Origin of the sequence: Saccharothrix sp. 6-C, assembly GCF_016695385.1 — a bacterium.
Classification (GTDB): domain Bacteria; phylum Actinomycetota; class Actinomycetes; order Mycobacteriales; family Pseudonocardiaceae; genus Actinosynnema; species Actinosynnema texasense.
In genome coordinates, this window is record NZ_CP064192.1 from 2,157,049 (window position 1) to 2,171,418 (window position 14,370).

General features: G+C 69.9%; 13 protein-coding genes. 3 read left to right on the forward strand and 10 right to left on the reverse strand.

Going from position 1 to position 14,370, the window contains the following annotated elements; all coding sequences use genetic code 11:
• Window positions 1-60: 60 nt before the first annotated feature.
• The 8 genes from IOD16_RS09960 to IOD16_RS09995 form a co-directional block, all read right to left on the reverse strand.
• The gene (locus IOD16_RS09960; protein ID WP_201439786.1) at window positions 61-1,686 is read right to left on the reverse strand and encodes an AMP-binding protein; all 1,626 of its coding nucleotides are present in this window, start codon (window positions 1,684-1,686) and stop codon (window positions 61-63) included.
• Between the two features lie 70 nt (window positions 1,687-1,756).
• Entirely contained in the window at window positions 1,757-2,911 is a 1,155-nt protein-coding gene (locus IOD16_RS09965; RefSeq protein WP_201439787.1) for a Glu/Leu/Phe/Val dehydrogenase, read from the reverse strand.
• Between the two features lie 31 nt (window positions 2,912-2,942).
• Window positions 2,943-3,506 (reverse strand): glutamine amidotransferase-related protein, encoded by a 564-nt coding sequence (locus IOD16_RS09970; protein WP_123742531.1) that lies wholly within the window; start codon window positions 3,504-3,506, stop codon window positions 2,943-2,945.
• Window positions 3,503-4,315: an amino acid kinase family protein gene (locus IOD16_RS09975; RefSeq protein WP_201439788.1), complete on the reverse strand. Its 813-nt coding sequence runs from the start codon at window positions 4,313-4,315 to the stop codon at window positions 3,503-3,505. The genes IOD16_RS09970 and IOD16_RS09975 overlap by 4 nt, the downstream gene beginning before the upstream one ends.
• A complete protein-coding gene (gene argC, locus IOD16_RS09980) occupies window positions 4,312-5,382 on the reverse strand; it encodes an N-acetyl-gamma-glutamyl-phosphate reductase (RefSeq protein WP_201439789.1) in 1,071 nt (356 codons plus the stop codon). The genes IOD16_RS09975 and argC overlap by 4 nt, the downstream gene beginning before the upstream one ends.
• A complete protein-coding gene (locus IOD16_RS09985) occupies window positions 5,379-6,206 on the reverse strand; it encodes an ATP-grasp domain-containing protein (protein ID WP_201439790.1) in 828 nt (275 codons plus the stop codon). Before IOD16_RS09985 ends, argC begins: the two co-directional genes overlap by 4 nt.
• A gap of 71 nt (window positions 6,207-6,277) precedes the next feature.
• Complete coding sequence (locus IOD16_RS09990; protein ID WP_201439791.1) at window positions 6,278-6,460, reverse strand: hypothetical protein; 183 nt, start codon at window positions 6,458-6,460, stop codon at window positions 6,278-6,280.
• Window positions 6,461-6,495: 35 nt separating this feature from the next.
• Window positions 6,496-7,689: a hypothetical protein gene (locus tag IOD16_RS09995; protein ID WP_201439792.1), complete on the reverse strand. Its 1,194-nt coding sequence runs from the start codon at window positions 7,687-7,689 to the stop codon at window positions 6,496-6,498.
• A 453-nt stretch (window positions 7,690-8,142) separates the two neighbouring features.
• Here IOD16_RS09995 and IOD16_RS10000 point away from each other — a divergent pair, with 453 nt between their 5' ends.
• Window positions 8,143-8,877 (forward strand): maleate cis-trans isomerase family protein, encoded by a 735-nt coding sequence (locus tag IOD16_RS10000; protein WP_201439793.1) that lies wholly within the window; start codon window positions 8,143-8,145, stop codon window positions 8,875-8,877.
• A 52-nt stretch (window positions 8,878-8,929) separates the two neighbouring features.
• On the opposite strand, the gene IOD16_RS10005 is transcribed toward IOD16_RS10000, so the two are convergent.
• Window positions 8,930-9,679 carry a response regulator transcription factor gene (locus tag IOD16_RS10005; RefSeq protein ID WP_236594862.1) on the reverse strand — a complete coding sequence of 250 codons (750 nt, stop codon included), beginning with the start codon at window positions 9,677-9,679 and terminating at the stop codon, window positions 8,930-8,932.
• Window positions 9,680-11,312: 1,633 nt separating this feature from the next.
• Between IOD16_RS10005 and IOD16_RS10010 the strand changes: the two genes are divergently transcribed.
• Window positions 11,313-12,506: an acyltransferase family protein gene (locus IOD16_RS10010; protein ID WP_201439794.1), complete on the forward strand. Its 1,194-nt coding sequence runs from the start codon at window positions 11,313-11,315 to the stop codon at window positions 12,504-12,506.
• Here IOD16_RS10010 and IOD16_RS10015 read toward each other — a convergent pair.
• The gene (locus IOD16_RS10015) at window positions 12,503-12,847 is read right to left on the reverse strand and encodes an ArsR/SmtB family transcription factor (protein WP_201439795.1); all 345 of its coding nucleotides are present in this window, start codon (window positions 12,845-12,847) and stop codon (window positions 12,503-12,505) included. The genes IOD16_RS10010 and IOD16_RS10015 overlap by 4 nt on opposite strands.
• Window positions 12,848-13,051: 204 nt before the next feature.
• Between IOD16_RS10015 and IOD16_RS10020 the strand changes: the two genes are divergently transcribed.
• Window positions 13,052-14,275, forward strand: coding sequence for a cytochrome P450 (locus IOD16_RS10020; RefSeq protein ID WP_201439796.1), 1,224 nt, complete (start codon window positions 13,052-13,054; stop codon window positions 14,273-14,275).
• Window positions 14,276-14,370 lie beyond the last annotated feature (95 nt).

Sequence of the window (14,370 nt, forward strand, 5' to 3'; positions counted from 1 at the left end):
CTCCCGGGTTCTTCGGGCCGGTCGTGCGATCCGGGTTGTTCCGAGAACGTCGGGTTGTCGTTACGAGTAGCGCTCGCGCAGCACGACCTTGCGGATCTTCCCGGTGAGGGTGCGCGGGATGACCGCCACGTGCTCGACGCGTTCGGGGAGGAACGCTTCGTCCACCGCGGACTGGCGCAGGTAGGTGCGCACGGCCTCCAGGTCGAGGCCGTCGCAGTCGGTCACCCCCAGCACCGCGCACACCAGGTCGTCGTCCGGGCCGGGCAGTCCCACCAGGGCGGCCTCCAGCACCTGCGGGTGCCCTTCCAGCAACGCCTCGATGTCCACCATCGGCACGACGCGGCCCCGCTTGAAGATGGCGTCCTTGGCCCGGCCGACGATGCGGATGCCGCCCCGGCCGTCACCGCGCGCCAGGTCGCCGGTGTCGAACCAGCCGTCGACGTCGAACCCGCTCGCGAACACGTCCTCCCGCTTGTAGTAGCCGAGGCTCTGGGCCGCGCCGCGCACCCACAGCTTGCCGATGTCGCCGTCACCGGCCACGGCGGTGGGGTCGATGCGCACCTCGAGGCCCTCGATGGCACGGCCGTGGCTGTAGCCCGCGATGTCGCGTGGATCCTTGGCCCGGGTGATCGTGACGGGCCCGAACTCCGACATGCCCCACAGCGAGTACGTGCGGGCGCCCATCACGTCGCGCAGGGCGTCCACGAGCTGCGGCAGCACGGGCGCCGAGCCCACGACGGCCTGCCGCAGCGTCCGCACGTCCTTGGGGTCGGCGAGCTGCGACTCGACCACGTCCGCGTGGGTCGGCGGCGGCCCGTACAGCAGCGTCGCGCCGTGGCCCTCGATGATCTCGGTGAGGGCCGCGTTGTCCTTCACGTCCTGGAAGACGGTCTTGCCGCCGACGTGGACGCCGGTCAGCACGCCCTGCACGAAGCCCGAGTAGTGCACCAGCGGCGTGGACACGCACGCCACCAGGTCCTCGTCCAAGCCGAACGTCTCGACGTAGCCCTGGACCGCGCCGTACAGCGAGTTCTGGCTGTGCAGCACGCCCTTGGACTCACCGGTGGTGCCGGAGGTGAACAGCACCACGAACGGCTCGTCCGCGGTCAGCGCCAAGCCGTCGAAGTTGTGCTTGGCCTCCCAGGGCACGGTCACGAAGTGGTCGTGGAAGTCCGCGGCGTCCACCGCGGACCGCCCGGCCACCAGGACGTGCTCCAGGTTCGGCAGCTCCGCCCGCAGGCCCACGGCGATCTCCGCGGCCTGCTCGCCGTCCCACTCGGGGATGGTCACCAGCACGCGCGCCTCGGTCAGCTCCAGCCGGTGCCGCAGCTCGTCGGGCGGGCAGACCGGGGCGATCGGGCAGATCACGGCGCCCACGCGCATGCACGCGAACATCAGCGCCACCATCTCCCAGCGGTTGGGCAGCTGCACCGCCACGAAGTCGCCGCGCCGGACCCCCAGCTCCAGCAACCCGCCCGCGAACCGGTCGGCGACACCGGCCAACTCCTTGAAGTCCAACGTCTCCGACCGGGACTCCGCCAGTCTGCGGCCCACGATCGCGGTCTTGTGAGGCCGTTCCCGGACCTGCCGCCACAGGTCGTCGAAGAACGTCTCGTCCCGGTGCCAGCCGCGCAGTCGGTACTGCTCGGCGAGGTCATCCGGTCGTCGGTTCAGTGCGGGCGTCACCGTGATACCTCCCTAGTTCACGGGAACGGTCCGGGGCGGCGGCCGGTCGGGCGCCGCCCCGGACCACCGATCAGAACTTGGCGTCGCGAGGGATCGGCTGGTCGCGGCGCGCGGCGATCAGCTCGCGCAGCGGCTCGGCCGAACTGCCGTTCGCGATCTCCAGCAGGTCGAGCGTGTTCTTGCGGACGCGCTGCGCGATCCAGTCGAACACCCAGTCCTTCCGGGCCTCGCCGGGCAGCGTGAACGGCACCGTGCCGGTCAGCGCGAGACCGGCGGACGCCGCGCCGCCGACGTTCGCGATGACGTCCGGGATCAGCAGCGTGCCCGCGGCCGCGGCCTTGAGCCGCGCCTCGGGGCTGGTGGCGAGGTTGCCCCCCTCGACCACGAAGGCCGCCTTGAGCCGGTGCACGTTCGTCGAGTTGATGGCGTCCTTCTGCGCGGCCAGGATGATCAGGTCGGCGTCGACGTCCAGCCACGCGTCCGCCTCGGGCGTGACCTTCACCGACTGCGGCAGCCGCGAGCGGTCCACCCGGCCCTGCGGGTCGGTGATGGCGATCAGGTCGTCCACCGGCAGCTCGTCGGCGCTGACGGTGCCCAGGATGTCGACCACGGCGACGATCCGGTGACCGCGCTGCTCCAGGAACTTCGCCACCGCGCGACCCACCGCGCCGAAGCCCTGCACGACCACGCGCGCCGGCTCGTCGCGGTGCGACGCTTCCAGCGCGGCGGCGGCGGCTTGGCCCACGTTGTGGCCGGTGGCGTCCACCAACGGTTCGTAGTAGGTCTTCCAGTCGTAGGGCATGTCGACGCCGCGCGGGCGCTTGCGCGGGTCGTAGCCCGCCGCCTCGTAGAAGATGGCTCGTTCCTTGGCCCCCACGCCCATGTCGGCGCCCAGGTGGATACCACCGTGCAGCAGCGGGGCGATGGTGCGGCCGTAGGTCTTGAGGACCTCCTCCTTGCCCGCCTCGGGCGCCACGATGCCCGCCTTCGCGCCACCGACGGGAAGGCCGACCAGCGTCAGCTTGTCCGTCATGGCCCGGGCCAGGCCGCGCACCTCGGTCTCGGTGACCGTCTCGGTGAGCCGCGTGCCGCCCATCGCCCAGCCGCCGACGAGCGAGTCGACCACGACCCAGCCCTTGAGGCCGCCGTTGTCGCCGTTGAGGTGCACTACGAACGCGGGCTCGGTCGTGCTCTCGATGCCCGGCTTTTCTTCCAGGACAGTCATGGTGTGTCGTTCCCCAGGGTGGTGGAGGCGGTCAGTTGAAGAGCTGGACGAAACCTCGGAGGATGTTGCGCCCGTCGTTGCGGAACTCCAGGTGCGCCTGAGAGCCGTAGATGCGGCCGTCGTCGGAGCGGAGGAACTCCACCGGCGCGTCATCGGACCAGCCGATGGTGGTGAACCCCGCCGGTGCGGCCTGCACGTACAGGGTGTGCCGCTGGAACACCCGCACGGTCGGCTTGACCTCGGCGAACACCGGTTCGGTCTGGTCCACCTGCGCCTCGTGCGTGCCCGCCCGCGACTTGCCGGGCTTGAGCTCCGCACCCGCGGCCGTGGCGATGATCTGCATCCCGCCGCAGATGCCCCACACCGGGACCGACGTGCTGAAGACCAGGTCGATCAGCGGTTTGTAGTACTCGGAGTCGTAGGCGCGCACCTTCGTCCCGCTGAGCACGAGGCCTTGGTAGCGGCCGTCGAGCGCGGACGGGACCTCGGTGGCCTTGGTGACGTCGCTGTCGACGCCCAGGGCGTGGAACGTCTTCTGCACGGCGTCGATGGACAGGCTGCCGTTGTCCACGACGAGGACACGGGGTGAGCTCATGCCTGTTCCCCCTCTCCGGACTCGGTGATCACGGTGCCGGTGCGTTCGGCGAGCAGGTCGGACAGCGGGGCGCTGCCGATGATCACGCGGCGCACGCCGTGCTCCAGCGCCTCGCCGGCGGCGCGCAGCTTCTTGCGCATCCCGCCGGTCGCGCCCTGGTCGCGGAAGCGCACCGCGTCCTGCCGGCTGATCCGCGGCACCGGCTTGTCGTCGATCAGCAGGAACGGCACGTCGGTGACGAGCACGAGCGCGGACGCCCCCGCGCCCCGGGCCACGGCCGCCGCCGCCCGGTCGCCGTCGACGTTGACCTCGCGGCCCCGGGGGTCGCGCGCCAGCGGGGTCACGACGAGCACGCCCGGTCGGTCGCCCGCGGGCACGGACAGCGGCGCGGGATCCACCCGCACGATCGGACCGACCAGGTTGTCCAGCTCGACGAGTTCCTTGCCGCGCCAGTACCAGCGCTCACCGGGACCGGCGAACAGCGCGCCGTCGCTGCCCAGCACGCGCGCCACGTCGACGTCGCGCTTGTCCAGCAGGGTGGTGATCCGGCCGGTGATGTCGTCGCTGACGGTGTGGATGTCGGCGATGACCTCCGGCGTGGTCCACCGGCTCTGGTTGCCGTAGCGGTCGCGCAGGATCGCGTCCGGCTGCGTGTAGCGGGGGTTGAGCTGCTTCAACGGCTTGGACCAGCCGTGGACGAGCGCGATGCGGCTGGTCCGCGCGTGCCGCGCCAGGTCGTCCCACCACTGGTCGGTGAGCTGGTCGACGCTGCTGCCGCCGAGCTTCACCACGGTGTCGATGGCGGTCATGCGGGCATCACCGGCTGCATGGTCAGGCCCGTGTCCTCGGGCAGCTCGTAACGCTTGTTGATCACTTGCAACGCCTGGCCCGCCGCACCCTTCACCAGGTTGTCCAGCGCGGCCAGCACGACGATCCGGTCGCCGTCGACGTCGTGCACGGCCGTGACGTCGCAGTAGTTGGACCCGTGCGTCGCCTGCGGGTCGGGCACCGGGATCAGCGTCTCGTCGGGGCGGCGCACGCGGACGAACTTGTGCCCCTTGTAGAACCGCAGGTAGGCGCGGGACAACGTGCGGTGGTCCACCTCGTCCTCGGTCAGCACGTAGCACGTCACCAGCAGGCCGCGGACGATCGCGACGCCGTGCGCGGACATCGACACGGACCGGATCGTGCCGGGCTTGCGCCGTGACAGGAAGTCGGCCACCTCCGCGCCGTGCCGGTGCCCGCCGGGCGCGTACGGCGCGATGGCCCCCGCCCGGTACGGGTGCAGGTCCGCGGTGCGCAGGTGCACGCCGCCGCCGCTGGAGCCGGACTTGCCGTCCACGATGACCCGGTCGAGGTTCAGGCCGAGGGAGAGCACCAGCGGTGCGAGGCCGAGCGTGATCGCCGTGGCGTAGCAGCCGGGCAGCGAGATCAGGGAAGCGCCCACCAGCTCGTCACCGATCAGCTCGGGCACGCCGTACACGGCCCGGTCCACCAGCTCCGGTGACCGCTTCACCTTCGGGTACCACTTGTCGTGCAGCTCGGAGGACCGGATGCGGAACGCGCCGCTGAGGTCCACCACCGCCTGCACGCGGTCCACGAGCCGCTCGGCCAGCTCCGCCGACACCGGGGCGGGTGTGGACAGCAGCACCACGTCGCAGCGCCGGGCGATGGCGTCCACGTCCACCGCCTCGATCACCAGCCCGAGGTCCTGCCGCAGCCCCGGGTGCAGCTCCGACGGGCGCCTGCCCGCGCTCGAGCTGCCGCCGAGGTAGGTCAGGGTCAGGTCCGGGTGCCCCAGGATGAGTCGGATCAGCTCGCCACCGGCGAGACCGGACGCGCCGATCACGCCGACCCGGATCGTCTGGTCGGTCATCCCAGTCGCTCCCGCACGTACTTCGAGATCGCCGCCGCCACGTCGATGTCCGACGCGGTCGCGACAGCCCGGAAGCCGGGTGCGTGGTTGACCTCGTTGACCAGGAAGCCGTTCCCGGTGCGGAACAGGTCCACGCCGTAGATGCCCTCGCCCAGGCAGTCGACCACCTGGCCCAGGAGGTCCACCAGGGCCGGCTCGGCGGCCAGCGCGCGGTGCGTGGAGCCGATGGCCGCGTTGTTGCGCCAGTCCGTGCCGTTGGACTCGAACTCGGCGATCGCGACCGGCTCGCGGCCGACGACCAGGCAGCGCACGGACCGGCTGCCGAGGTAGGGCTCGACCAGGCACGCCTGCTCGAACGCGTGGCCGAGGTCCTCGACGTAGTCGTAGACCGACTGGGCCGTGTCGGCGTCGCGCAGCAGCGTCACCCGCTTGCCCATGCCGCCGAAGACCGGCTTGAGCACGAGGGGGAACGGCAGTTCCGTGACCGCCTTCTCGAAGTCCTTGCGGGACACCACGAGCCGGAAGTCCGGCACCGGCACCCCGGCCTCGCGCAGCAGCGCCCGCAGGATCAGCTTGTTCTCGCAGGCGTGGATGGCCTCGGGCGAGTTGAGGGTGAGGATCTTCGCCGACTTCGCGAGCGTCGCGAGCAGGCCGCCGCGGGTGTAGCTGCGGCTGCGGATGAGGACGGCGTCGTAGCTGCTCAACGCAGCCGCGTCCGGGTCGCCCAGGCACAACGCCTCGTCATTGGCCCACTCGATCTCCAAACCGGTGCCCGATCCCGCCGAGAGGAGCCTGCGTTCCTCCCAGCTGATGCGGTCCGCCACGATGGCAACTCTGCCGCCCATTTTCTGCACCCCTTCCGGTGGCTCGCTCACAGCGGTTCACGGCTCATGGCTCACTGGCCCCAGTCGCGGAGTTGGACTTCGATCATCTGCAGCGAGAGCCGGCCATCCCGGATGTCGTCGACGCGGAGCGTCAGCAGGCATTCCGGACAGGACAACGTCTCGCCGGTCACGAGCGGCGGCGTGGTCAGATCGGTTTCGCACTCGGGGCACACGCCGGTGAGGAGCTGGGACATCGCCTTGTTCTCCTGTGCTGTTTCCGTGGACGATTTCACTTGAGCCGGAATTCGGCGGCGTGCTCGCGGATGGCCTCCCGGTCGAGCGGCGGGGCGCCTTCCTCCTCCTGTCGGGTGATGAGCCACTTGGTGAACGCCGCGGTGTCGTCCACCTCGGTGTCCGAGCCCAGTAGCGCCCATTCGACCAGTGCCGGGGTGAGCCGCGTGCGCACGCGCAGACCGCGTTCGTTGCCCACTTCTTCGGGGGCGATCGTTTCGTACGCGGAGGGGTGCATGAGCTGGCCGGCCAATTCGTACGCGAACGCGTGCGGCGTCGTCGGGCCCGACATGAAGCCCCGGTCCAGGCCGGTCGTCCGGGTGTCCAGCACGCTCGCGGTGAGCTCGGTCAGGTGCGACAGGTCGTAGCGCTTGTCGTCGTAGACGACCCGCAGCGACGTGAGGATCTCGGCCAGGGGTGCGTTGCCGCCCCGCTCGCCCACCCCGGCGACCGTCGCCGAGATCCACGCCGCGCCCGCCTCGTAGGCGGCCAGGGAGTTGGCGACGGCCATGCCGAGCATGTTGTGGGAGTGGATCTCGATCTCCGCGCCGTCGATCTCCGCCAGCGGCTTGATCTTGTCGTACATCTGCCAGGGGGACAGGTAGGCCACGGTCTCGGCCAGCCGGAACCGGTCGCCGCCCGCCGCGAACCCGGCCGCCACGTAGGTGTTGAGCCGCTGCTGCTCGGCGCGGGCCGCGTCCTCGCCGCTGAAGGTGACGTGCATGTCGCGTTCCTTGCACTGCTCGATGGCCTGCTTGAGCAGGTTGAGCAGGTACTTCAGGCTCGGCGACCGGAGTTTGAGCGCGGCGTGCTCGGCCGAGGTCGGGATGGACAGCATCAACGACCTCACACCCAGCCGCTCAGCCTCGTCCAACGCCTTCGCGACCTGGTCGCGGTCGCGCACCATGAGCAGGCTCATGCTGCGGTCCACGCCGATCTCCTCGTGCACGGCGAGGATGTGCGGGGCGTCGTGCGAGTTCGGGCCGGAGATCATCCCGACCTCGACCTTCTCGATGCCGACGGTGACCAGCAGTCGCGCGATGCGCGCCGACTCCTCGGGTTGGAACTCCACGGCGGCCATGTGCGCGGAGTCCCGCAGCGTGGCGTCGGAGATCAGCGGCAGCGGCCGGGTCGGGCCCCGGACGCCACCGGCGTCAGGCCGCAGGCCCGCGCCGGTCTCGGACACGGTCACGGTTGATCACCCCTTTTTCTTCTGTTGATTGACGACTGCGGATTCCCGATTAATCCTGGAAAGATGTGCCGGGTGTCCGTGAGGCAGCTCGAAAGCTATGCGCCGAACTTGTGGAACAAGCTTCTTAGGTCGCCAACGGGGCGTCAAGTGCGGGCACGTCAGAGAAACGTCAAAATTTGTCATGAGTCTGTCAGGGGTGTTAGTGGGGGTAGCGGCGGTGCGGGCGAACTGCTAATTCCTTGAACCGCGGCGCGCAGCGGGGACGAGATGACCGCAGAGGTCGGTGCGAATGGCCGAATACGGCAGGCCGAAGCCCACTGCGGAATCGCGAAGAGCCACCCGGAGAGATTCCAACCGAACTGTCATCGATACCTCGCGCGCGCCGGTGGCGTCGCCTCCCGGCTCTCGGCCGCGTGCGCCGCGATCGTCCATTTCGACAGGAAGGTGTGAAACGTGGCACGGATACCCGCTCCCCGGCTCGGGATCATCGTCCCACCGGAAAACCCGACCGCCGAGCCCGAGTTCGGCCGGTTGATCGGCTCGGACGTCAACCTGTACACGTCCCGCTTCCCGGTCACGCCGGGCCTCGGGCTCCTGGAAATGCTCAGGACCTACAACGAGGTGCTTCCCGACGTCCTCGGCGGGTTCGGCGCCTTGGCGCTGGACGCGGCGATCGTGTCGTGCAGCGCGTCGCACTACCTGCTGGAGCCCGACGGGGACCGGGCCTTCTGCGCGGAACTGGGTGAGCGCCTCGGGTACCCGGTGACGTCGTCCACCCAGGCGATCCTGCGGGCGTGCGAGGCGCTGGGCGTGGACCGGCTGGTGCTCGTGTCGCCTTACGAGCCGTGGCTCACCGACGTGTCGCGGGAGTTCTGGCTCAAGGCGGGCCTGGCCGTGGACCGGGTCGTGCTCGTGCCTGCGGGCGAGCGCTACGACCCCTACCGGGTGACCACCGAACAGCTGCTGGAGAAGCTGGGCCGCGAGGAGTTGCCCGACGACACGGCGGTGCTGTGCACGGGCACCGGCATGTTCACCCTGGACGCCCTGGCGCACCTGGCGCGGGGGACCGGGCGCGCGCTGCTGTCGTCCAACCTCGCCAGTGCGTGGTGGGTGCTGCGCGAGGTCGGACTGCCCGCGACGCACCCCCTGCTGACCCGGCTGGGACCGCAGGAGCCGGTGGCGGCCTGAACGAGCGCGGGCGGGGCCCACTCGTCGTGGACCCCGCCGGTCGCGGTCCGCCTCACCCGGCCGCGATGGCGTTCGGGCAGTCGTGGCCCATCCGGTAGCCGACGCCGCGGACGGTCAATATCCACGTGCTGGCACCGAGCTTGCCGCGCAGGCTGCTGACGTGCGTGTCGATCGTCCGGCTCGAATCGGTCCACGTGTTGTCCCAGATCGTCGCCATCAGCTCCTTGCGCGACACGACCGTTTGCGGGTTGGTCGCGAGGAGGCACAGGAGGTCGAACTCCTTGGCCGTGACGTTGATCTTCTCGCCGCGCAGCAGGACCTCTCTGGACCGCCGGTCTATCTGCAGCGGGCACAGCGAGATGGTGTCGGACGCACGGGTCGGGCGGTACGCCCGCCGCATCACGGCCTCTATCCGCGCCATGATCTCGCGTGAGCCGCACGTCTTGGTGACGCAGTCGTCCGATCCCGCCTGGAGCGCGAGGACCCGGTCGAGTTCGGTGTCCCGGCCCGCGATGGCGATGATGGGAACGTCGCTGACCGCTCTGATGGACCGGCAGACCTCCAGCCCGTCGATGTCGGGCAGTTCGAGGCTGAGCAGCACCAGATCTGCTTTCGGGTACGTTTCCAGCGCTTCCGAACCTGTGCTGACCTGGTCGGCGTCGTAACCACCCTGACGGCGAAGGCCGCGGATCATCGATTCGGCCACAGCATCGCGCTCTTCTACCACAAGTACATGTACCATAATCCCTCGCCGGAATAGCGTCGCGACGTGCATGTTCGGGGAATCGAAGTGGATCACCACTTCGTCAGCCGGATGTGATGCGCGTACCCGGACTCACGAATGCCCACACCATCGGTGGGTGGATCACCGCAGCGCGACGGGCACCCCAGTCCCGCGCCTGGTCCGACCGGCGTTCGGAAACCAATCGCCGTGCGACGTATCGACCGTGGAACACGAGCGTGCGGTGCACTACGACGAATCGTGCGACGCACCGTCGAGGAACCGCTTGCACGGGCCGGGTCCGGACGCGCCGCACCGGGACCGGCCCGGCGTGCGGACGGTAAGCGGGGCGACGCCGGGATCGGCCTGCGGCGGATGGGAAACGACCTGCTGAAACGTCCGACGGGTGCGCGCCGGTCGAGCGTCGGCCGTCCGCGCCCGGACGGCGTGCCGCTGACATCGTCGACCCCGCCGCGATTCGACGAGGACATCAGACAGCGCCTTTCCTGCGGTGGCCGGCACGGGTACCGGGCGATTCGTCGCCCCACGGTGCGCCGAGAAGATACTGGGGTGCGCTCGGCCCGGCCGGCATACCGGAAGAGCCACTTCGGGAACGCCCCCTATCGACGGCCGCCGCGCGGGCACGTCGTGGATTCCCCCGGCCTCATCCCCGCAGGACCGGGTGTCGGGTCGCTCGGAAAGCGGATACCCGATCGAACTGCCCGACGGGTCTACCGTCGCCCCCGGTGCTCGGGTGACGGTGTCGGACCAGGCGCCGGACAATTGCAACGACGTGCGCATGTAGACCCCCAGGTCTTACATCGGCGCGGCCGGCTGGTTCTCGGCCCACTGCGGGCGTGGCTGGTGCCCGGAAAAGCTCGTTCACCCCTGGGTGAGACGCTAATATGCGCCGGTTACATCACGGTAACAGTCTACCTGTGTTATCTATTAATTATGATCGCCCGGATGGACTATCCTCCGCAGGCGGGCGCACCAGGAGGTCCGACGAGGCGGAGGACGACCTTCACGGCTTCCTCTCCGACGGTATCCGGACGCATTCGTACCGAAAGTCGAAGCATGCTCGTACAGTGGCCGGAACGCGCCCTCGTCCCGCTGAGCGGCATCCGCGGCGCCGGCTGCCGCGTGCTCGGCGCCCCGATGATCTCGGCAGAGCCGTCTCCCGGATGAATTCGACGACCCCTCGCGGTACCGGTCTTTTCCGCCGTCCTCACCCGGGTCGCACCGCCGCCTGACATTGCCTGACACGGTGTGGCCGAGGCGCAGGTCCGGCCCGCGTACTGCTTGACAAAGCTCTGACATAGTCCTGACATTGGCCACCTTGACTCCCACAGGGTCACCGCCGACACTATTCGTCATCGTCCTCGGGGGGCGTCACATGGTGTTCGAGGATGCGTACCCGCAGCTTCGGAAACAATACCAAGAACAGGTGGAAGCAGGGCCACGTGAATGCGTGGAAGCCTCGACGACAACCATGAACGAACAGGCGCGCGCACCACCGCGCCGAGCGCTGATCCGCGCGCCGGAATTCGCCGGTCGCGTCGGTCGTGCCCGCGCGTCGCGCCGGTGGTGATTCCGCCGGCCAGCCGTCGGGTCACGCGGATCGGCGGTGCCCGCGCGTCGCCGGCCGGCGGTCGTGCGCGTCCCGGTGTCCGCGAAGGCGCCGGTACGGCTTTATGAGGATGTGAGGGGTCTCATGAGTGTTGACAGATTGGGTGGGGAGTCCACGGCCACCGCGACCGGCGTCGTGCCCGCCACCGGAAGAACCGTGCCGCAGGGCCGGAACGCGCGACTCCCGTCGCTCACCGGCCTGCGTTTCGTCGCCGCGCTCGCGGTGTTCCTGTTCCACGTCTCGCTGCCGTTCCCGAACATCACCCTGTTCGCCGACCAGGACCTCGTCGCGGACGTCTACCGCGTGTTCGCCCCGGCGGGCGGGCTGGGTGTGACGTTCTTCTTCGTGCTCAGCGGCTTCATCCTCACCTGGTCGGCCCGCGGTGGCGACACCACGCCGCGGTTCTGGCGCCGCCGCGCGGCCAAGGTCGTCCCGCCTTACCTGGTGACGCTGGTCATCGCCTGGGCCGTCCTGGCGCCGGAGACGGAACTGTGGAAGGCCGTCGTCAACATCTTCATGCTCCAGTCCTGGGTGCCCGACGTCTCCACCTTCTGGGCGCTGAACAGCCCCGGCTGGTCGCTGTCCGTGGAGGCGTTCTTCTACCTGATGTTCCCGGTGTTGTACGTGGTCGCCCGGAAGGTGCCGGGCGCGCAGCTCAAGTACTGGATCGGGGGCACGTTCGCCTCGATCGTGCTGACCTGCGTTGTGACCTACGCCGTGATCCCGGCCGGTGACGAGGTCGTCGGGAACGAGCCGACGCAGTCGCTCGACCAGTTCTGGTTCGCCTACATCCTCCCGGCGGCGCGGCTGTTCGACTTCGCGCTCGGCATCTTCGTGGCGCGGGCGGTGCTCCTGGGCCGCTGGCGCAACGTGGGCGTCCCGGCGGCGTCGGCGTTGCTGCTCGCCGGGTACCTGCTGTCCTACGCCGTGCCGGTGCTGTACTCGCTGCGGGCGACGATGGTGTTCCCGGCCGCCATGCTCATCGCGGCCGGTGCGATCGCGGACCGGGACGGCCGGGCCACCTGGTTCCGCAACCGGCCGATGGAGTTCCTCGGCAAGATCTCGTACAGCTTCTACCTCGCGCACTGGCTGGTGCTGCTGTACTTCCGCTCCCTGTTCGCCGACACGTACTTCGCCCCCGGTTGGGCGGTGCTGCTCATCGCCGCGTTCCTGGTGACCTCAGTGCTGGCGGCTTGGGTGCTCTACGCCGTGGTCGAGCGCCCGCTCACCCGGTTGTGGTCCGAACCGCGCCGCGAGCCCGCGCGGTCGGGAGGCTAGGACGCCTCGCCGAGACGGCCGGACTGGCGCGTGGACGCCTCCACCATGGAGTCCAGGAGGCCGGGGAACAGCTTGGCCAGGTCGTCCTGGCGCAGCCAGCTCACCTTGGCGGTGCCCTTGTAGGCCTGCCGGATCACGCCGCTCTCGCGCAGCACCCGGAAGTGGTAGGTCGCCGTCGACGCCGAGACCGGCACGTCGAAGGCGGAGCAGGACATGCCGCCGTCGGTCGTCGCCAGATCGCGCACCATGCGCATCCGGATCGGGTCCGCCAGCGCGTGCAGGACGCTCTCGAGGCGGATCTCCTCCAGTGACGGGTGGGGGAGGTCTCGGCTGCTCGTCACGGTCGCCACGGCGGTTCGCCCTCACTCCTCGCTCGGGTCGGCTGGTCCGGGTGCGCCAGCACGAAGCCCATGTTACGCGAGCTCTCGTAATTCGACATTCCTCGTACTACGATGCCTCTCGTATGAGAGTCAGGTCACCTTCGTCCGAACGGAGTCAGCCCCGCCAGCTCCACGGCCCGTCGAGCGTCAACAGAGAGGTAAGGCATGTCGACCGAAACCCCTCCCGTCCCGGTGGCCGGCGAGGCCCCGTTCCTCAACGTCGTCGACCCGGACTTCCGGTTCGACTCACCCGAGGTCGCCCAGGCCCAGGAGCGGCACTGGTACGCCGACACCCCGCTGGGCGCGCGCCTCGTGCTGCGCTACGCCGAAGCCCAGGAGCTGGTCCGCGACGCGCGGATGACGCACAACGGCAAGGGCTTCATGGAGCAGAACGGCATCGCCGAGGACACCTTCACCTACGACTGGTTCGTGCCCGCGATGGTCAACCACGACGGCGCGGAGCACCGCCGGTTGCGGAGCCTGGTGAACAAGGCGTTCACCCCGCGCATGATCGAGGGCCTCCGCCCGCTGATCAAGCAGCGCGCCGAGCACCTGGCGGACGAGCTCGCCGAGGCCGGGGAGGTCGAGTTCATCGAGGCCTTCGCCGACCAGGTGCCGCTGGCCGTGATGACCGAACTGCTGGGCGTGCCCGCCGCGGACTTCCCGACGTTCCGGCAGTGGAGCTCCGACATCGGCCTGGTGTTCAGCCTCGCCGCGGGCGGCGACATCCCGGCGAAGGTCGAAGCGGCGGTCAAGGGGCTGTACGGCTACGTCGACCAGCTGATGGCCGACAAGGAGGCCAACCCGACCGACGACCTGATCTCGGCGCTGGTCTCGGTGCGGAAGGCCGAGCAGACCGCGACCGAGGCGGAGCTGCGCAACCTCGTGGTGACGATGGTGTTCGCCGCGCACGACACCACCCGGCTCCAGCTCGGCAACGCGGTGCACACCTTCTCCCAGCACCAGGACCAGTGGAAGCTGCTCGGCGAGAACCCGGAGCTGACCGCGCAGGCCGTCGAGGAGGTCATGCGCTGGGTGCCGTCGTCCAACGCCGTCTACCGGTTCACCCCGGACGACTACGAGTTCAAGGGCGAGACGCTGCCCGGCGGGTTCCTGTTCATGATCGGCGTGCAGGCCGCCCACCGCGACCCGCGGGCGTTCCCGGGCGGCGACGTGTTCGACATCCGGGTGCCGCGCCAGAACGCCGTGCTCCAGTTCGGCGGCGGCCCGCACTACTGCTTGGGCGCGCCGCTGGCCCGCCTCGAACTGGCCGAGGCGCTGCCCGCGCTGGCGCGCCGCCTGCCTCCGCCGAACGTGGCGGGCGAGGTGACGTGGCGCCCGGCGATGGGCATCACCGGCCCGAACGAGCTGCCGCTGCGCTTCGGCTGAGGCCCCCGGCCACTGGAGGGCCGGCCGGATCCCGCGCCCCGGCCGGCCCTCCAGTGCTGTTCGCGCGCCGTTCCGGCGCTGTGCGCCCGCCTCGC